This is a genomic window from Shinella sp. JR1-6 (assembly GCF_004284735.1).
Classification (GTDB): Bacteria; Pseudomonadota; Alphaproteobacteria; order Rhizobiales; family Rhizobiaceae; genus Shinella.
In genome coordinates this window covers 11,720-29,276 of sequence record NZ_SHMI01000029.1, presented here as the reverse complement: position 1 = coordinate 29,276, position 17,557 = coordinate 11,720, and the positions used below count along the sequence as shown (strand labels likewise).

General features: G+C 60.9%; 16 protein-coding genes. 11 read left to right on the top strand and 5 right to left on the bottom strand.

Features of this window, described 5'->3' with window-relative positions:
- Nucleotides 1-140: 140 nt before the first annotated feature.
- The 4 genes from EXZ48_RS29205 (at nucleotide 141) to EXZ48_RS29190 (ending at nucleotide 4,920) form a co-directional block, all read left to right on the top strand.
- A complete protein-coding gene (locus tag EXZ48_RS29205) occupies nucleotides 141-2,015 on the top strand; it encodes a branched-chain amino acid ABC transporter ATP-binding protein/permease (RefSeq protein WP_130520377.1) in 1,875 nt (624 codons plus the stop codon).
- 19 nt (nucleotides 2,016-2,034) lie between these two features.
- Nucleotides 2,035-3,189 carry an ABC transporter substrate-binding protein gene (locus tag EXZ48_RS29200; protein ID WP_130520375.1) on the top strand — a complete coding sequence of 385 codons (1,155 nt, stop codon included), beginning with the start codon at nucleotides 2,035-2,037 and terminating at the stop codon, nucleotides 3,187-3,189.
- A gap of 116 nt (nucleotides 3,190-3,305) precedes the next feature.
- Nucleotides 3,306-4,010 carry an ABC transporter ATP-binding protein gene (locus EXZ48_RS29195; RefSeq protein ID WP_165909459.1) on the top strand — a complete coding sequence of 235 codons (705 nt, stop codon included), beginning with the start codon at nucleotides 3,306-3,308 and terminating at the stop codon, nucleotides 4,008-4,010.
- A 22-nt stretch (nucleotides 4,011-4,032) separates the two neighbouring features.
- Entirely contained in the window at nucleotides 4,033-4,920 is an 888-nt protein-coding gene (locus tag EXZ48_RS29190) for a branched-chain amino acid ABC transporter permease (RefSeq protein ID WP_130520372.1), read from the top strand.
- 508 nt (nucleotides 4,921-5,428) lie between these two features.
- Here the strand turns inward: EXZ48_RS29190 and EXZ48_RS29185 are convergent.
- Complete coding sequence (locus EXZ48_RS29185) at nucleotides 5,429-6,154, bottom strand: DUF4394 domain-containing protein (RefSeq protein WP_245462388.1); 726 nt, start codon at nucleotides 6,152-6,154, stop codon at nucleotides 5,429-5,431.
- 339 nt (nucleotides 6,155-6,493) lie between these two features.
- Here EXZ48_RS29185 and EXZ48_RS29180 point away from each other — a divergent pair, with 339 nt between their 5' ends.
- The 3 genes from EXZ48_RS29180 to EXZ48_RS29170 all read left to right on the top strand — a co-directional run bounded on the left by EXZ48_RS29180 (nucleotide 6,494) and on the right by EXZ48_RS29170 (nucleotide 9,293).
- On the top strand, nucleotides 6,494-7,045 hold the full coding sequence (locus tag EXZ48_RS29180; RefSeq protein WP_130520423.1) for a sigma-70 family RNA polymerase sigma factor: 552 nt from the start codon (nucleotides 6,494-6,496) through the stop codon (nucleotides 7,043-7,045).
- Nucleotides 7,042-7,755 carry an anti-sigma factor domain-containing protein gene (locus tag EXZ48_RS29175; protein ID WP_130520370.1) on the top strand — a complete coding sequence of 238 codons (714 nt, stop codon included), beginning with the start codon at nucleotides 7,042-7,044 and terminating at the stop codon, nucleotides 7,753-7,755. The genes EXZ48_RS29180 and EXZ48_RS29175 overlap by 4 nt, the downstream gene beginning before the upstream one ends.
- 140 nt (nucleotides 7,756-7,895) lie before the next feature.
- Nucleotides 7,896-9,293: an HD-GYP domain-containing protein gene (locus tag EXZ48_RS29170; protein ID WP_130520368.1), complete on the top strand. Its 1,398-nt coding sequence runs from the start codon at nucleotides 7,896-7,898 to the stop codon at nucleotides 9,291-9,293.
- Nucleotides 9,294-9,381: 88 nt separating this feature from the next.
- On the opposite strand, the gene EXZ48_RS29165 is transcribed toward EXZ48_RS29170, so the two are convergent.
- The 4 genes from EXZ48_RS29165 to EXZ48_RS29150 are packed head-to-tail and all read right to left on the bottom strand — an operon-like array spanning nucleotide 9,382 to nucleotide 13,027.
- Nucleotides 9,382-9,969, bottom strand: coding sequence for an SCO family protein (locus tag EXZ48_RS29165; protein WP_130520365.1), 588 nt, complete (start codon nucleotides 9,967-9,969; stop codon nucleotides 9,382-9,384).
- The gene (locus EXZ48_RS29160) at nucleotides 9,966-10,886 is read right to left on the bottom strand and encodes a copper uptake system-associated protein (protein ID WP_130520364.1); all 921 of its coding nucleotides are present in this window, start codon (nucleotides 10,884-10,886) and stop codon (nucleotides 9,966-9,968) included. The genes EXZ48_RS29165 and EXZ48_RS29160 overlap by 4 nt, the downstream gene beginning before the upstream one ends.
- 30 nt (nucleotides 10,887-10,916) lie before the next feature.
- Nucleotides 10,917-12,329 (bottom strand): PepSY domain-containing protein, encoded by a 1,413-nt coding sequence (locus tag EXZ48_RS29155; RefSeq protein ID WP_130520362.1) that lies wholly within the window; start codon nucleotides 12,327-12,329, stop codon nucleotides 10,917-10,919.
- 23 nt (nucleotides 12,330-12,352) lie between these two features.
- The gene (locus tag EXZ48_RS29150) at nucleotides 12,353-13,027 is read right to left on the bottom strand and encodes a helix-turn-helix domain-containing protein (protein WP_130520360.1); all 675 of its coding nucleotides are present in this window, start codon (nucleotides 13,025-13,027) and stop codon (nucleotides 12,353-12,355) included.
- 695 nt (nucleotides 13,028-13,722) lie between these two features.
- Here EXZ48_RS29150 and EXZ48_RS29140 point away from each other — a divergent pair.
- The 4 genes from EXZ48_RS29140 to EXZ48_RS29125 all read left to right on the top strand — a co-directional run bounded on the left by EXZ48_RS29140 (nucleotide 13,723) and on the right by EXZ48_RS29125 (nucleotide 17,247).
- Nucleotides 13,723-14,355, top strand: coding sequence for a hypothetical protein (locus tag EXZ48_RS29140; RefSeq protein WP_130520354.1), 633 nt, complete (start codon nucleotides 13,723-13,725; stop codon nucleotides 14,353-14,355).
- A 90-nt stretch (nucleotides 14,356-14,445) separates the two neighbouring features.
- Nucleotides 14,446-14,835 carry a DUF2946 family protein gene (locus tag EXZ48_RS29135; RefSeq protein ID WP_130520352.1) on the top strand — a complete coding sequence of 130 codons (390 nt, stop codon included), beginning with the start codon at nucleotides 14,446-14,448 and terminating at the stop codon, nucleotides 14,833-14,835.
- Nucleotides 14,836-15,057: 222 nt separating this feature from the next.
- Nucleotides 15,058-15,588 carry a YcnI family protein gene (locus tag EXZ48_RS29130; protein ID WP_130520350.1) on the top strand — a complete coding sequence of 177 codons (531 nt, stop codon included), beginning with the start codon at nucleotides 15,058-15,060 and terminating at the stop codon, nucleotides 15,586-15,588.
- Nucleotides 15,589-15,645: 57 nt separating this feature from the next.
- Nucleotides 15,646-17,247 carry a copper resistance CopC/CopD family protein gene (locus EXZ48_RS29125; RefSeq protein ID WP_245462385.1) on the top strand — a complete coding sequence of 534 codons (1,602 nt, stop codon included), beginning with the start codon at nucleotides 15,646-15,648 and terminating at the stop codon, nucleotides 17,245-17,247.
- Nucleotides 17,248-17,557 lie beyond the last annotated feature (310 nt).

The window sequence follows — 17,557 nt, the reverse complement described above, 5'->3', positions numbered from 1 at the left end:
TCGTGGCGCGATTTTAATTTTGTTACATTCTTGCTAGCAGACAATAAAAAATGAAACAAGATTGACATACGCGGTTTCTCGATTAACGTTTGTTGCGGGAACGGGCTCGACAAAAGAAGCCGCAAATCGGGAGAATGCTGATGGTGCGCATAAGGCGCGGAACCGTCGTCGGGATCATCGCGACGGTGCTCCCCCTGGTGGTCGCGGCCCTGGTGGCGAAAGGCCTCTTTCCAGGGGCAGGGGAACGGCTGGTGACGCTGTTCCTGATCAACGTGATCGCCGTCATCGGCATTGGCGTCTACAGCGGCAATTCCGGCATCATCTCGTTCGGCAATGTCGGCTTCATGGCCGTCGGCGCCTATGCGTCCGGCCTCCTGACCATCAATCCGATCGTGCAGAAGACAGCACTACCGAATCTGCCGGACTGGCTGATGGGCTGGGGCATGCCGTTTCTGCCGGCCCTTCTTGTGGCGCTTGTCGTCGTCGCGCTGGTGGCGGTCGCCATCGGCATTCCGGTTGCCCGGCTCGGCGGCTCCTCGGCCTCGATCTGTACGCTCGGCTTCCTCGTCATCGTGCATGTCGTGTTGGTCGCCTCCAGCGACTTTACCCGCGGCAGCCAGACCTTCTTCGGCATTCCCCGTGCGGTGAATATCTGGGTCGCGCTTCCTTTCGCCATTCTCGCGGTCGCCGTCGCGCGTATCTATCGCGATAGCGCCGCCGGTATGAAGCTGCGCGCTTCGCGGGAGGATGAGATTGCCTCGACGGCCGTCGGCGTCAATGTGCGCCTGCACCGCTTCCTGGCCTGGGTGCTGGGTGCGATCCTGTCCGGGGCGGCGGGCGTGCTGTTTGCGCATTTCATCGGCGCCTTCTCGCCGAAGGATTTTTATTTCAACTTCACCTTCATGCTGCTCGCAATGCTGATCCTCGGTGGCATCACCACCGTCTCCGGTGCGGTCGTCGGTTCGGCCGTCATCATGCTGATCGTGGAACTGCTGCGAAAGCTGGAAGGCGGCGTCGATCTCGGCGTCTTCTCGCTGCCGACGGTGTTCGGTCTCACCGATATCGGCATCGGCCTTGCCATCCTGCTTGTCATGTATCGCCTTCAGGATGGCCTGCTCGGCGTGCGCGAAATCGACGAGCAGGTGCCGTTCCTCAAGCGCCTCGCCGCGGGCGTCGTCAAGCCGATGGCCGGGCAGCCGGTGCAGGCAACGCCCAGGGATACCGGTACGCTGCGCGTCGAAAATGTCGGCAAGCGTTTCTCCGGGCTGGTCGCGCTGGAAAAGGCCGACTTCGAAATCCGTCCGGGCCTCGTTACGGGCCTGATCGGCCCGAATGGCGCCGGCAAGTCGACGCTCATCAACAGCGTCTCGGGTGTGGTGCCGCCGTCCACCGGCCGGGTGATGATCGATGGCACAGATGTCGCGTCGCTCCCGGTGCATCGGGTGCCGGTCACCGGCCTTGCCCGCACCTTCCAGAATATCCGTCTTTTCAAAAACCTCACCGTCTTGGAAAACGTCACGGTCGCCGCAAGCGCCGTCGCCGGCGAGCGCGATCCCGTGGGCCTTGCCCGCGAGGCGCTGGTTGAAGTCGGTCTCGGCACTGTCGAGGGCCAGCTTGCCGACACGTTGTCCTACGGTGCGCAACGGCGGCTGGAAATTGCCCGCGCGCTGGCGCTGAAACCCCGTTACCTGCTGCTCGACGAGCCCGCCGCCGGCATGAACCCGGCCGAAACGCAGGAACTGATGACCGTGCTCGACCGTATCCGCACGAAGCACCGCCTCGGGCTCCTCGTCGTCGAGCACGACCTGAAGCTCATCATGCGGCTCTGCGACGTGGTCGTGGTGCTCAACAAGGGCCAGCAGATCGCAATCGGCACGCCCGCTGAAATCCAGGCCAATCCCGCCGTCATTGAAGCCTATATCGGTCGCCGCCGTTCGACGGCACAGCAGACGAAGTCCGCAATCGACGCCGCCATGCCGGATCTCGATCCGCATACCGCCGGCAAGCCCGCATAACCACCAGAGGAGAATAAGAATGAAAACGACATTGAAGGCCTTGTTCTTGTCCACCGCGCTTGGCGCCCTCGCGTTCCCCGTACTTGCCGAGGACCTTGTCGTCGGGCTTGCGACCGCGCAGACCGGCGGCCTTGCGCCCTATGACCAGCCATCGCTGAAAGGCCTGCAGATGGCCGTCGACGAAATCAACGCGGCCGGCGGCATCGCCGGTAAATTCCCGATCAAGCTGATCGCCAAAGATACCCGCTCGGATGCCGCCCAGACCGCGCTCGTGGCGCAAGAACTGGTCGACGAGGGTATCAAGATCCTCATCACGCCCTGCGACGCCGACCCGTCGATCGCCGCCGGCCAGATCACCCAGGCTGCGCAGATCCCGGCCTTCTCCTTCTGCGCCACGACGCCGACCATGCCGCTCGCCGTCGGCGACTACATGTTCGGCAACTACCCGGCCGACAACGTGCAGGCCGCGGTGCTGGCGAACTATGCCAAGGAAAAGGGCTTCAAGACCGCCTATGTGCTAAAGTCGCCGGATACCGCGTATACGCTGAAGCTGCCGGAATATTTCGCGACCAGCTTCAAGGGCAAGGGCGGCGAAGTCGTCGGCGAAGGCACCTACAGCATGGGCCAGCAGGATTTCAGCGCCGAAGTCACCAAGATCAAGGCGCTGAACCCGGCGCCCGACGTCATCATGACCGCCGCCTATGAACCGGATTTCCCGGCCTTCATCCGCCAATTGCGCGGTGCGGGCGTCACCACGCCGATCCTCGGCAGCGATGGCATCGATTCCCCGACAACCTTCGGTCTCGGTCCGCTCGTCGACGGCGTGGTTTTCACCACGGCAGGCTTCGCGACGGAAGGCAGCCCGCTTGCCGCCTTCAACGAGAAGTACAAGGCGAAGTTCGGCCAGGACCCGGACACGGTCTACATCGCCAACGGCTACGATCTCGGCAAGGTCATCGAGGCGGCCGTCACCAAGGCTGACAGCGTGGACTCGACAGCTATCCGCGAAGCCATCGCGTCGCTCGACGGCGTCGAGGGCGTGACCGGCAAGATCAGCTATGTCGGTACGCAGGGCATGCCGCTGCGCTCCGTCTCGCTCGTGCGCATCGATGGCGGCAACCGCTCGCTGGTCAGCCAGGGTGTGCCGGCGGCCGAGGACGTTCCCGCACCGTGATGTTCAAGTGATGCCCTCCGGTCGTGCCGGAGGGCAATCTTCCTGCTGTTGGCCGGGGCGGATGAGCCGCGGCGAGGATTTGCCCGATGACGCGTGACATTTCCGACGAGACCCCGATGCTCGAGGTCAGCGGCCTCAAGGTCGCCTATGGGCCGGTCGAGGCGCTGAAGGGCGTCGATCTCAAGGTCCGCAAGGGCGAGATCGTCACCCTCCTCGGTGCCAATGGCGCCGGCAAGAGCTCGACGCTCAATGCGCTCGTTGGCCTTGCCGCCAAGAAAGCCGGCCGCGTGACCTTCGCCGGCAAGGACATTTCCACCTTGCCGCCCGAGATGATCGTGCGCATGGGTATGACCCTGACACCGGAAGGGCGCCGCATCTTCCCGACCCTCACGGTCGACGAACACCTTCTCCTCGGCGGTGCCATGCACAAGGGCAGGGGGCAGATCGACGCGGTGCGCGAGGACATGCTGTCGCGCTTTCCCATCCTGAGGGAGCGCCTGCATCAGAAGGCGGGCTCACTCTCCGGCGGCGAACAGCAGATGCTGGCGATCGCCCGCTCCATGATGTCCTCGCCCGATCTCCTGCTGCTCGACGAGCCGTCGCTCGGCCTTGCCCCGCAGATCGTCGACCAGATTTTCGAGCTGATCGCCGGCCTGCGCCAGCGTGGACTGACCATCTTGCTCGTCGAGCAGAATGTCTCGCTGTCGCTGGAGATCGCCGACGCCGGCTATGTCATGGCGAACGGCCGCATCGTGCTGTCAGGCTCCGCTGCCGATCTGCGCAATTCCACCGAAATCCAGGGCGCCTATCTCGGCGCGTGACCGGCAAGAAGGAAAACCATCCATGGACATGTTCCTGCAGCAGCTGGTCAATGCGCTGAGCCTCGGGGGTACCTATGCGCTGCTGGCGCTCGGTCTTGCCGTCGTCTTCTCGATCATGGGCCTCATCAACTTCGCCCATGGCGAACTGATGACGGTCGCCGGTTACGGCCTCTGCTTCGCACTGATCGTCGGGATGCCCTTCGGCCTTGCCGTCATCTTCGCGCTAGCCGTCGCGATCGTGCTGGTGCTGCTGATGGAGCGCACCGCCTTCCGGCCGGTGCGCGGCGCGAGCGGCACGACGCTGCTCCTGACGAGCTTTGCCGTCAGTGCCATCCTGCGCGTGCTGTTCCAGAACTTCATTTCCGCTCGCCCCAAGCCGGTACCGATGCCGATGAGCCTGTCCGGCACCATCGAGATCGGCGGTCTGCATATCGGCGTCATCCAGGCGATTTCCATTCTCGTCACGGTCATCATGCTGGTCGGTCTCAACCTCTTCCTGCGCACCACGGTGCTGGGCCGCGCCATGCGGGCGGCATCGGAGGATTTCGCCATCGTCCGCCTGATGGGCATCCGCGCCAATGCGGTCGTTGCCACGGCCTTCGCGATTTCCGGCCTCATGGCGGGTGTTGCCGGCATTCTCTGGGTGGCCCAACGCGGCAGCGTCGATCCGCTGATGGGCTTCCTGCCGGTGCTCAAGGCCTTCATCGCGGCGATCATCGGTGGCCTCGGCAGCCTTTCGGGCGCCGTCGCCGGCGGCTTTCTGCTCGGCTTCATCGAGGTCTTCTTGCAGGCCTACCTGCCGGAAAGCCTACTCAGCTATCGCGACGCCTTCACCATTCTGCTTGTCATTGCAGTTCTGTTGTTCGCACCGCAAGGCTTGTTGGCTCGCAAGGCGATCGTGAAGCTCTGAGCGAGGTGTCCTGCTCACCTGGGATGCCCTGGATTCGCCGGTGCAAAGACGAGGGCACAATGTGGGTGAAAAGAACTTGTTCCTGCTGGGCCCCGGATAGCTGAATATAGCGCTTTCAGGCGCCTGCAGAATTATAGAGAACCTCAGCCCGCCAAAGACGCAACTATCGGGCCGCTGGCTCGAGCCCATTCAAGAGCAAATCCATAACTGAATACCGGGATTGGTGGTTCGCACGCCTTCCAGTGTGTATAAGCACGAGAAATTGAACCCATTTGGCACCGGAGGGTGGCCCCGGCGGGTCTATGCTAACATTCGGAAATAGTGATCGTCTTTCGCGTTCGGCTGAGTATCGCGAGCTCCTTGAAATGTGTGATCAGGTGCACGTAATTGTCGTACCGTGAATTGCACTCTCCGGTAAAGTGAGATCGACCGCACCGTTGGGGCGGCCGATCATATCGTGCAAACGGTTTCACCAAATGGCGTTCAAGACAGCTTCTGCGCCAACCTATCACATGGATGGCAGAACTGCGATGTCGCGGATCTCGTTCTCAAGGCCATCGATAGCGCCGATCTCCGTTGCCGCACCCGTTTCCAGATTGACTGTGTAGAGAGCCTTGCTCGCTACGAGGAAAGCGGTGTTCTTGCCGCCCTCTTCACCCTGGATATCGAAGGCGTAGGTGGCGGGCTTCTCCTTGAGGCCGAGTTTTCCAATCGCCTTCAGCGTTCCGTCATTCGGCTTGGTCTGCTGGACGAGGGCGCCGATGGTCGCATCGATATTGTACATCGCCGTCTTTTCAGGCTTTCCAATCGAGTTTGTATAGGCCGCCGCAACGATGTCCGGCGTTTCACCCTTGTGCATATCGCCCTCTTCAAAAGCGAGCGTACCGTCGACGGTCACGGCACCTGTATCAGGATGGACGCGGTGGTTCGTGGTGCCTGTCATGAAACGCAGGCGATCTGCCACGGGATTGAAATCGACCACGACAGGCGCTTCCGTGAGCGTGAGCATCTTGTCCATCTTGGCGACTTCGGTTGCGGCGCCGGTCTCCAGATCGATGGACACGATCGCGTGTTCAGATGTCACGCCGATCACTGTCTTGTTTCCTGGGCGGAAATCGACGCCCACAAGCTTGTCAACGCCGGTAACCTCGATCGTCTTGCTGACGGCGGGTGTCGCCGTGTCGAACATGATCAAGGTTTTCTCACCCGTGAGGCCGAGGACCGGGGCAGCCATGACAGCAGTCGTGGATATGACGAGAACAGTTGAGGCGGCAAATGCGGTGCGAGCAATGGTCATGTTGGTCTCCAGTTGTGTTTCTGCTTGGTTGAGAGCCTTCGGCATGAGCCACCTGCGCGCTCTCCATCGTAAGACACCTGAGAGACTGCTCTGGATGCAGACCTGAAAAATATTTCCGACCCTGCATCCACGCGGCCCTGCGGTGTGTCGTCACGATATAGTGAACTCGGGGCCGGCCGAGCTTATGGACTGGACGAGCGGTTACCCGCATGGCAACAGCGACTACGACAGATATGCTTATAGCAAGCCACCAGGAGGAGACCGCGCTTGGCCTTGGTGACAGACCAGTCGACAGACCTTGAAGCAGCGCTTGCCGATTGTGCAAAAGGCGACCAGGATGCATTGAAGCGGATATTCGACCAGGAAGCCGGACGTCTCGTCGCCGTGGCGCAACGCATTTTGAGGCGCCGTGAGCTTGCCGAGGAAGTGGTGCAGGAAGGCTTTATCCGCATCTGGACCCATTCGCACCAATACTCGCCGGCACGCGGTTCGGCGCGGGGGTGGATTTATGCAATTGTCCGCAACCGGGCTCTCAATCTGCTGCGTGACGGGCGTCGCGAGGATTTGGTCGAAGACGGCCAGCTGGAGGTCTTGCGGGATGCCGACCAACTGGATGAGATCATGTCGGCTTGGCATAAGCTGGATCGGGGCAGCCGGTTGCACGAATGCCTGAGCAGGCTGGATGACGTGCGCAGACGCGGCATCCTGATGGCGTATGTGGGTGGGTACACCCACGGCGAGATTGCCGGACGGTTGCGGCTGCCGCTGGGCACCGCAAAGTCCTGGATTCGGCGGGGCCTTTCCTCGCTGCGGGAGTGCATGGCATGAACCTCGAATCCAACGAAATCTCCGTCATCGCTGACGAGTATGTGCTTGGTCTGCTCGAGGACGGCGACAGGGCATATGTTGAGGCGGAAATCGAGCTCAATGCAGCTTTGAAGCAGGCCGTGGCTGAGGCGTACGAACGGTTCTTGCCGCTCGATACAGGTCTCGCGCCGACGGATGTATCGCCGAGCCTATGGAATGCGATTTCCTCCAGACTGACCGAACAGCAACGGACATCGCTTGCGATTGCGGCAAATCCCGCCAAGGCGGTCAACGACAATCATCGCTCCGGTTGGCGAGCGGCCGCCGTATCGGCGATCGCTGCCTCGATCGTTTTGGCTATAGGCCTGACATGGAGCATAACGCGACAGGTCGAGCCCCTTGTTGTGGCGGTGCTTATGAATGAGGCCGGCGAAGTCCAGGCCGTAGTTGAGGACTTTGGAAACGACTCGGCCAATGTGAGGCTGCTCACGGATTTTACGGTTCCGGACGACAAGACAATGCAGGTCTGGACACTACCCTCGATCGAAATGGGGCCAATGTCTCTCGGGGTGCTGAACGGGTCACGTTCGGCAAGGCTAGCCGGGTGGTCACTTCCGAAGCCTGCAGATGCGCAGCTGTACGAGATAACCCTCGAGGAAGCGGGTGGTTCACGGAGCAAACGCCCCACCGGGCCTATTCTCGCGAAGGGGTTCGCCAAATTGACGCGGTAAGTATCTCTGTTTCCTCGCGAAATAAGCGGAACTGGCCTGCCGGGTAGACTGTCGCGCTCTTATTTTTGCGCCAACGTCGGTTGCTCAATCCTTCTACAACCTTCTTCAACTAATGTTCGGCTATCAACGAGGTCGAGCTTATGACGGGCGTTCAAATCCGCTTGGCGGAAATCATCGAAGCTTTGAGCAAGGCGCTCGATATGACCGAGGGGCAACCTGAGGGGCATTGCATCCGATGCTGTTATATCGGCATGCATGTCGGTCGCGAGATCGGCCTTGATGACGTTCAATTGCATGATCTCTATTATACGCTTTTGCTGAAGGATCTCGGCTGTAGCAGCAACGCCGCGCGCATCTGCGAACTCTATCTCGCCGATGATCTGAATTTCAAACGCGATTTCAAGCTGGTTGACGGCAGTCTCACCCAGGTCCTCCGGTTCGTCATCAGCCACACCGGCATGCAGTCAGGCCTTGCCGAGCGATTTCGCAGTATTTTGAACATTCTGCAAAACGGTGGAGAGCTCTCCACCGAACTCATTCAGACGCGTTGCCAGCGCGGCGCCGAGATCGCTCGACAGATGCGGTTCTCCGAAAGCGTAGCCCAGGGAATCCTTGGACTCGACGAGCATTGGAACGGGGGCGGAAAGCCGAATGGGCTCGCCGGCGACCAGATACCGCTGTTTTCCCGTATTGCTCTCCTGGCTCAGGTAATCGACATATTTCATGTCAGTGGCGGCCGGAAAAGTGCACTCAAGGAAGTCAAGAAGCGCAAGGGCGATTGGTTCGATCCCTCCTTGGTCAAGGCCTTTGTCCGCGTGTCAGAGAACCGCCTTTTCTGGGATGCCTTGTCCTCTTCCGATGTGGAGGCAATCGTGTTGGCCTCCGAACCGGGTCAACATGCAATTATGGCTGATGACGACTACCTCGATGACATTGCTGCCGGCTTCGCCAAGGTCATCGACGCCAAGAGCCCATATACTTCCGGCCACAGTGATCGTGTGGCACTCTTCACCGACCTGATCGCGGAGGAAATGGGCATCGGTTTCGAGGCCCGCCGGCTCCTCAAGCGGGCTGCCTTGCTGCACGACGTCGGCAAACTCGGTGTCAGCAACAGCGTACTCGACAAGCCCGGCAAGCTTGACGAGGATGAATGGCTCAAGATGAAGAGGCATGCCGAGTTTTCAGAGCATATCCTGTCTACCATCGGGGCGTTCTCCGAGGCGGCACTGATCGGGGGGGCACACCATGAACGGCTGGATGGGAAAGGCTATCCGCGTGGTTTAATGGCGGAGAATATTCCGATGGAGGTCCGAATTGTCTCGACGGCGGATGTCTTCGATGCTCTGACCGCCGACCGACCCTACAGAGCCGCTATGCCGATCGCCAAGGCCCTTGCGATCTTGTGGGAGGACGCAGGCAAGTCGCACGATCCGATCTGCATCGAGGCGCTTGAGCGTGCGCTGGCCAAAGTCGCGTTGGGAGACAGCGAAACCAGATCCGGTTCGGTACCGCTGCAAACCAAGCCGCAAGCTGCATAGCCGACTATGTCGACCAAGCGTGCTCCGAACAATGAAGCGATTTTCACTATGGAGGCGGTGCAAGTCGTATCGTGGGCACCACCGTTCTTCAGAGAAGCGTCTTGCGGATTTGCTCGAGAGCGCGATCGCGCTCAGCGCCATAAGGCAGCAGTCCCTTGAGGCGTCCGTCGGCGCCGATCAGCAGAAGCGACATGGTGTGGCTCATGTGGTAGTCGCCGTCCTCGCTGGGCAGCTTGGCCGCATAAATCATCCAGCCCTCGATGACTTTCTGCATCTCGTCGGGTCTGCCAGTGATGCCCCTGATCCTGTCCGTGAATGCCGTGACATAGCCGTGCATCACTTCCGGCGTGTCACGTTCGGGATCGACAGAGAAGAAGTAAGTCTTGAGGCCAGATCCCTCCGGTCCAAGATCTTTTAGATATCCGGCAACCTCGAAGAGCGTGGTCGGGCACACTTCCGGGCAATTCGTGTACCCGAAATAAACGAGCGACGGGCTTCCCTTGAACAGGCCTTGGTCGACCTGTTCGCCCTTGTCATCGACAAGTGAGAATTTGACGTCAAACGGTCCTGGACGAGGACTGTTCATGGCAACCCAGACGATCACGCCGACAAGAACCGCTCCAAAGATCGTTCCGATAGACGCAAAGATGAGTACGAACGGGTTTCGCGGTGTCATTTTGCATGCCCCTCGTGCTCACCATGTGCCGGGGCGTCGCCGCCCTCGACCATGACTGTGCCCTCGAAGCTCGCAAAGAGCGTGACTGTCTCCGGCGCGATATGCTTCTCCGCCTCGGCAAGCTTAGCCACAATCGACGTTGCATGCTCGTCGGACAAGCCCATCGTCTTGAGGGCATGGGGATCCTTTAGGCTGTCGCCGCTGCAGAGGTGGATGCTCCAACCGTCACCCTTTTTCTTCAGGAGCGCACGGCCGCCGCGTGCGTCTTGCGTCCAGCCGGCAATCGCCCAATCGCCCTCGACGACGACGGGTGCGACGGAAAGGGTCTTGTCCGGCGTTTCGAAGATCGACTTGAGTTTGGCAGGGATATCGAGTTGCGGATCGCCCGTGACAGCCGATGCCTCACTGAGCGGCTTGTGATGCTCGTGCGCATTGGCATGCTCGTCGTCGCTCGCCGCGGCCGCTGAGCCTGCGGCGGGGCCGACCTTGAACTCGACCTCAACCGATCCGGCCTTTTCGAATGTCAGGGTGGCCTTGATCTCTTCTCCTTCCTTGAAGCCTTCACTGACCTTCATGAACATGACGTGGTAGCCGCCCGGCTTCAGTTCGACCGTCGAGTGCGCGGGCACGGCTATGCCGTCCTTCAGCTCGCGCATCACCATGATCCCACCGTCCATCTTCATCTCATGAAGCTGCACGGTACCCGCGCGCTCGGCGGTCGCGCTCACCAAACGGTCATCGGCGCCAGTGTTGGTGATGTTCAGGTAGCCGCCCCCGACTTTTGCACCCGGCAGCATCGCGCGGGAATGGAGGTGGTTGATCTCAATGGTTCCGACCTTGAAGCCTTCGGCGAGGGCCGAGCCCGGCAAAGCCAGGCTCACGGTGACGAGGAGGAGTGTGGCGATAAGCGTCTTCATGGATAGTCTCCAATTTCTACGAATTAGGGGTTAGCTCAAAACGCGCTTGACCGGCCGCACATGCCGAATGAACAGCAGGTCAAGAGCAAGGACGGTGACGAGAACGATACCGGTGAGCGGGAAGAGCAGGGACACGGCGATCATAATGACGGCGGCGGATTTCCAGACGCCGATCTTCTCCGGCACAGCGGGTGCGACCAGGCGTCTTGCGCCGGACGGCCGACGCTTCCACCACATCACGACACCGCTGACCGAAATGAATATGACGGAGAGACAAAAGGCTGTGTTGAGTGCGATATTCCAGACGCCCATGTCGCCTTCATGGAACGCGATGCCGACAGCCATCGCCTTGCCTGCCGCGCCGTAATCGGAAAAGCCGACATCGGCGAGGATTTTGCCGGTATAGCGGTCGATGTGAACGGTACGGTCGGACGTCGGGTCCGCGCTGTCATTGCTCATCGTGTCTCGCGCGAGCGTCCAGACACCGCTATCACCGCTCGGGAACGAGAGCTGGAAGCGGCCGTCAAAGCCTATCGTGCGGGCGAGAGCGACGACGCTGTCGAGATCGACCGACTGTCCGTCCGGGATGCCTGCATGACCTTCGTGCGAGCCGGAGGCCGGCATGGGCGTCTGTTCGAGCGCCCAGGCGACGGCCTTCACCCCGCCATGGTTCATGCTGGCGTGGGTTGCGTCCGAAAGCGGGACGTTGTCCCATTTCTCCGCCGGAAATGTGCTCCAGGCCTGCGTCATGCGCTCGCCCCAGATGCCGGCCCAGCTAAGTCCCGACACAAGGAAAATCACGAGCACGATTGCGGCCCAGACACCGATTGTCTGATGAAGCGACTTCCACAGCTGTCGGCCGCGCCCCGACAGGTTGGGCACGAGCGAACGCGCCAAGCCGCGTCCGTCCCGCGGCCACCACAAAAACACGCCGGTCACGATCAGCACCACGCCGAAGCCGGCCGCGACTTCAATCAGCCGATCGCCGACCGTTTCAATCAGAAGCGTCCCATGGATGACGTTTGCGAGGTCATAGAGCGCATCCCGGCGATCCCATGACCCCAACGCGACGCCGGAATAGGGGTCGACAGCGACCATTGTCGACGTGTCGCCAGCGTTGATGCGGAACACCGCAGGCTGTTCGCCGGTTCTCGGCACGATATATTGCACGAGCGTTCCGCCCGGTACCGTCGCGGCTGCGGCGTCAGCCTGTACGGACACAGGGACCGCCTGACCGGAAGGGGTGACGGCAAAGATCTTCTCGCCGTCACGACCAACCAGAACCGACGACCAGAGCATGATCAAGCCGGTGACGGCGAGCATGATGAGAAACGGCGCGACATAGAGGCCGGCATAGAAGTGCCATCGCCAGGCGGCCACATAGAAGGACCGCGGTGAAGTTCCGTCCGCTCGGATTGGCGATGTGTCTGCTGTCATTGTCATGGATAGTTCCCCAGGGTTTTGGATCAGATCTGCGCGTGCCGGCCTGCTCGGCCAAGCGCGATCGCTTCCAAGGCGGCGCGATCGCGGATCGTGATGCGTTCGGGCTGGTCGAATGCGATCAGCTTGGAGCGCTTCAGCACCCCAAAACATCGGCTGACGGTTTCGAGCGTCAGTCCGAGCCAGTCGGCAAGATCGGCACGGGTGAGAAAGAGGGTGAACGTGGCTCGGCCGCCAGCCGTGTTTCTTCGTCTGCGGGTAAATTGTGCGGCTAGATCGAGTATGGCGCTTGCGACGCGTTCGACAGCGGTCTTGCGCCCGAGGAGCAAGGCATGCTCCTGTGCACGGCACAGCATCTGGCGTAGCGCGCCTTCGAGCGAAGATGGCTCGCGGAGGCTTTCGATCGTCTCGATCTGTGTCGAGGTTAGCGTGATCGCCTTGCACTGGCGCAGATCGAGAAGTTCGGCACTTACCTCCTTTCCTGGGCCGAGAATGTCGAGGATCAGTCGACGTCCGTCAGCGAGTTCCTGGAAGAGGGCGATGCAGCCGTCGACGATCCGCAAACCGCTCGGCCGCGTTGCGCCATGAAAGATGAACTGCGTGCGGGCCGCGATACGGGCAGGAGGCTTGCACCTCGGCCGTGTTGGAGAGTCGATGAGTATGACGGGTGCTGCGGCACCCACGATGGTCCTGTCGAACATGGAACATAATCCGGCAACGCACCGGAATGGATCCGTTCAGACGGATGACCCCGGCGCAGGCTGAGTTTGCCGCTGCAAGAGCAGCAGCGCTTCAGGCTGTCAGGCCGGACGGGGGGCCGCGCGGGGACGCGTTCGGGGGAAAGAGCTGACGGTAGAACGCTTCGACGCGCACCGGAACGATATGCTCGCCGGCGCGAAGGATACGCTCTCCAACGGCATCGGCAGGAGACGGCAGGAGGACAGAGGCTGAGAGCCGGCAGGCCTCGCAACCCTGTTTGCCGACGTGGTCCGTCTTCTTTGTCGATCCATCCTCGGAGGGAAGGCACAGAACCGGAAGAGTGCCATCAGGCAGTACGAACTCGGCGAGCTCGCTTGGCGAAAGGCCATGGCTGCCAATCGCCGGGGGCGTGTGAGCGAACCCGACAAGCAGCAAGGCAAGCGCGCAGAGTATGCGCACCCCAAACTGCTCAACTCGGTGAAAGCCCTCGACCATATGCCCCTCTGTGCCATCGGACACGGCGCGAACATAATCGGATTCTCCAACGCCCTCAATGCGGCAAGATGGCCTTGCCGCTATAAGTCATTAGTAACCCCTAAGCATGCGACGGTGAGGACGTGTCGCGTCCAGGCGTGCTTGCAGGTGGGCGTTGATTTATCTACCCTCCCTGTATTGGATTTGGAGATCGGTTAGGCCGGTGAAAACGCGTGCGCTTGGCATATTGACCGTCTTGTGCCTGTTCGCGGGCGATGCGTTCGCGCACCGCAACCGCGTGCCGCAGGATACGAGCGGTATCTCGATCCCCTTCGTCACGCATGGCGAAATGGCGATCCTGTCCGCCTATCGCACGCGGATTCTTGCGCTGGGTTCGCTCGGCTCCTACGACGATCGCGATCTCTACAAGCTCATGGTCTTTGCCAAGGCGCAGCACGCGCGCTGTCTCTGGACCCTCGTGCCTGGCACGCTGTCGGATGAGGCGAGCCCGTTCAACGAGTGCGGCCATGCCGATCTCGCGGGCACAAAGGCTGTCCTGCTTCGCGCACGGGAGGTGCCGCGCCTTGCCGCCCGTGCCACCCTTCTCATCTCGGAAATCGAACACGAGATGATTATGAGTGGCGCCACCCTCATCGGCTGCGCCTATAGCAATTCTTCCTTCAACACCGCGGAGATCGTCGGGCCGCACTGGCGCTCGGTACCTGAACACTGGCCGTCGTTCGTATCCCTCTCATCTTTGACGGTGGGGCTTGGCGGGTTGGGGATGGTAGGGGCGTTTGGCCTTCGCCGACAAGCGAAACAAATTGAAAAGACCGCAGCCGCGCCATCTCGATGATCACTATTGGCGGTGATGCGACAATTCGGCGGTGAATGGGCTCTGTTCAGTGTGTCAGCGCATTGCTAAGACATAATGCGAGAGGTCTGAATGACGAAGCGGCGAAGACATGGCAGGTTTGGATTGGTGGCAGTAGCCGTCGCCATCGTCATGGCGTTGCAGATCCTTCTCGGCACTTTCGCGATGGCGGCGAATGCCGCGACACCGATGGTCGATGCGTTCGGCAACATGCTGTGCATCAACAGCGCGGAAGGTGACGATTCCGGCTCCACGCCGAACAAGGATCGTCCATTACTCCCGGAATGCTGCACACTGGCTTGCGGGCTAGTCCATTCCTTCGTTCCGGCGGATACGTCTGTCGCGGTCCTGTTCAACCCGCTTTCCGAACCGCTTCAGCGGCCCGTCATCAGGTTTGCGGAACCTTTCCATTCTGTACTCGATAGCCTTCCCGGCAATCCTCGGGCGCCTCCCTTCGCCTGATGGGCGACCGTTCCTTACGACGAGCATGATGATGAAGACCTATCGCGAGTTTACTCGCGATCACGGTGCCTCTGCGTGAACGCAAGATAACGGCGATCGGATGTCCTGCGCCGCCATTATGTTCATCATCTCCTCGATGCCGTCTGGAAAGACCGAACTCCGCTATCTCCACCCGTTTCTAAAACCCGCCGGCGGGATGACCGGCAATTCAGGAGAATACCTATGCTGAAGCATACCCTCGTTACCATTGCAGCCCTTGCGGTCGGCACCTCGGCCGCCCTTGCCCATGTCTCCCTGCAGCTCAAGGAAGCCCCTGTCGGGTCGACCTACCGTGCCATCCTTCAGGTGCCGCACGGCTGCGAAGGCAAGCCGACCAATGTCCTTCGCGTGCAGATTCCGGAAGGCGTCATCGCGGTCAAGCCGCAGCCGAAGGCCGGCTGGACCCTGGAAAAGGTCAAGGGCGCCTACGCCAAGTCCTACGACTATTACGGCACGCCGACGAGCGAAGGCGTTAAGGAGATCGTCTGGAGCGGCGGCAACCTCGGTGATGACGAATACGATGAATTCGTGCTGCGCGTTTATCTGACGAAAGATCTGAAGGCAGGCGAAACGCTCTATTTTCCGGTCGTGCAGGAATGCCCGGACGGCGCTGCCGAGCGTTGGATCGAAATCCCGGCCGCAGGCCAGTCTGAAGACGATCTGGAGCTGCCGGCTCCAGGCGTCAAGCTGCTCGAAGCCGTGAGCGGCCACTGATAACTTCGGCTGGCGCTCTCGGGGCGCCAGCCAATCTACCCAGTCCGGAGAATGTGCATGCGAAACCACCGCCTCGGTCGGCTTGGCCTTCTGGCTTTGATCACAGGTCTCACCTGGTCCTGTCTGACAATGGCTGCGCTGGCGCATGCATCGCTGACATCAGCAACGCCGTCGGATGGCACGGTGGTTGCGACACCTCCGACGATGTTTTCGCTGTCCTTCAGCGAGCCCGTCTCGCCGCTCGTCCTGAAGCTCGTGCGTCCCGATGGCGCCACGACAAACCTTGAACGCTTCGCTCTTCGCGACAAGACGCTTGAGATCACGCCGCCCGATGATCTCGTGGACGGCACCTATGTCATGACATGGCGGGTTGTTTCGGAGGACGGCCATCCGGTCGGCGGTTCCAGCATCTTCTCCATAGGAGCATCGAGTGCGTCAAAGCCGAGAGCGACGGAGAGCGTCGACTGGTTCGTGCGCGCGGCCTTATGGATCTCGAAGATTGGTCTATACGCCGGGCTGTTCCTCGGCATTGGCGGCACCTTCGCACTTCGTTGGCTCATACCACCGACGGGCGGTGTGAAACGCTTGACGTCCGCGCTGATCGCGATCGGCGTGATCGCGACCCTGGCATCAGCAGGCTTGCAGGGTCTTGACTCGCTTGACCTTCCACTTTCCGAATTGGTCACGTCGGCGGCTTGGATGGCAGGATTCGAGACGAGTTTTGGCCGCACCGTCATTCTCCTGATCGGCGCTTTCTTCTTGCCGGTAGTGGCGCTGTGGGTCCAGGGTTCGGCCATGGGCCGAGCCGTCGCGTCAATTGCGCTGATCGCAGGCGCCGCCGCGTTGGCGCTGAGCGGCCATGCTAGTGCAGCCGCGCCTCAGTTGTTGATGCGGCCTGCCGTGTTCCTGCATTCATTGACAATCGCCATCTGGGCCGGCGCCCTTCTCCCGCTGATCCATGCCTTGCGGCATGATGCTGAAACCGGGCGGGCGGCGCTCGCGAGATTTGCTCGGTTGATTCCGGTCGCCGTCGGCATCCTCATCATTGCAGGCATTGCGCTCGCAATCGTTCAGGTCGAGAGACCGGCAGCCTTGCTCGACACCGCCTACGGAAACGTTCTGCTCGCCAAGCTGGGCCTCATACTGGTGCTGTTCCTGGTGGTCTCGTTCAATCGGTGGGCACTGACCAAACCCGCACAGGCTGGAGAGGGGAAAGCAAGGCACAGGCTTGCGCGCGTCGTTTTCGTGGAAACCATTCTGGTCTTGGCAATTCTGGCGGTTGCGGCCACTTGGCGGTTTACACCGCCGCCGCGGGCGCTCGCCGTCGTCGCCGCTCAGCCGGTGTCGGTTCACATTCACTCCGACAAGGCCATTGCAGAGGTAACCATAACGCCCGGCCGTGCCGGCCCCGTTGAGGTTTCCGCTTTGGTCATGGCGCCGGACTTTTCGGCGATGGTGCCGAAAGAGGTGGTGTTTGTATTCTCTAATTCTCAGGCTGGCGTCGAGCCGATGCGGCGCAAAGCCACCCTCAAAGATGGAACTTGGCGGAGCGAAGGCGTGGTCCTTCCGTTATCGGGGGAATGGCAGCTGAGGATAGATGTGCTTGTTAGCGACTTCGAGATAGTCAAATTACAGGTCGTAATTGAAATCGCGCGGTAACTACTCGGATTTGGCTGGGGCCAAAGGTACGCTTCCGTTTCAAGAGCCCCAAAGAAACCTCGAGTATGTAGTCCACGCTGACCGACAAACTCGACATGCGATAACCGCATTAAGCGAAAACCCGCCTCGGTCTGCGCACCGCTATGAACAGCAGGCAGGCAGCGCAAGTGCCGTGGCTCGCCAGGCGCCTGGATAGACGAGGATCTCGATCACCAGCATCATTGCCAGAAGCGCAGCGCGGACAATCGGCTGGCAAGGCCGAGCATCAGCAGGATCGGGGGAAATGCTCGCCGAAGGCCGCGAGACGGGC

Bases quoted from the DNA above. Each gene is read 5' to 3' on its own strand.
- EXZ48_RS29155 (WP_130520362.1), bottom strand. From the start codon at position 12,329: ATGACAATGACAGCAGACACATCGCCAATCCGAGCGGACGGAACTTCA.
- EXZ48_RS29135 (WP_130520352.1), top strand. From the start codon at position 14,446: ATGACGAAGCGGCGAAGACATGGCAGGTTTGGATTGGTGGCAGTAGCC.
- EXZ48_RS29125 (WP_245462385.1), top strand. From the start codon at position 15,646: ATGCGAAACCACCGCCTCGGTCGGCTTGGCCTTCTGGCTTTGATCACA.
- EXZ48_RS29195 (WP_165909459.1), top strand. From the start codon at position 3,306: ATGCTCGAGGTCAGCGGCCTCAAGGTCGCCTATGGGCCGGTCGAGGCG.
- EXZ48_RS29165 (WP_130520365.1), bottom strand. From the start codon at position 9,969: ATGACACCGCGAAACCCGTTCGTACTCATCTTTGCGTCTATCGGAACG.
- EXZ48_RS29175 (WP_130520370.1), top strand. From the start codon at position 7,042: ATGAACCTCGAATCCAACGAAATCTCCGTCATCGCTGACGAGTATGTG.
- EXZ48_RS29190 (WP_130520372.1), top strand. From the start codon at position 4,033: ATGGACATGTTCCTGCAGCAGCTGGTCAATGCGCTGAGCCTCGGGGGT.
- EXZ48_RS29160 (WP_130520364.1), bottom strand. From the start codon at position 10,886: ATGAAGACGCTTATCGCCACACTCCTCCTCGTCACCGTGAGCCTGGCT.
- EXZ48_RS29205 (WP_130520377.1), top strand. From the start codon at position 141: ATGGTGCGCATAAGGCGCGGAACCGTCGTCGGGATCATCGCGACGGTG.
- EXZ48_RS29150 (WP_130520360.1), bottom strand. From the start codon at position 13,027: ATGTTCGACAGGACCATCGTGGGTGCCGCAGCACCCGTCATACTCATC.
- EXZ48_RS29185 (WP_245462388.1), bottom strand. From the start codon at position 6,154: ATGGCTGCCCCGGTCCTCGGCCTCACGGGTGAGAAAACCTTGATCATG.
- EXZ48_RS29200 (WP_130520375.1), top strand. From the start codon at position 2,035: ATGAAAACGACATTGAAGGCCTTGTTCTTGTCCACCGCGCTTGGCGCC.
- EXZ48_RS29130 (WP_130520350.1), top strand. From the start codon at position 15,058: ATGCTGAAGCATACCCTCGTTACCATTGCAGCCCTTGCGGTCGGCACC.
- EXZ48_RS29170 (WP_130520368.1), top strand. From the start codon at position 7,896: ATGACGGGCGTTCAAATCCGCTTGGCGGAAATCATCGAAGCTTTGAGC.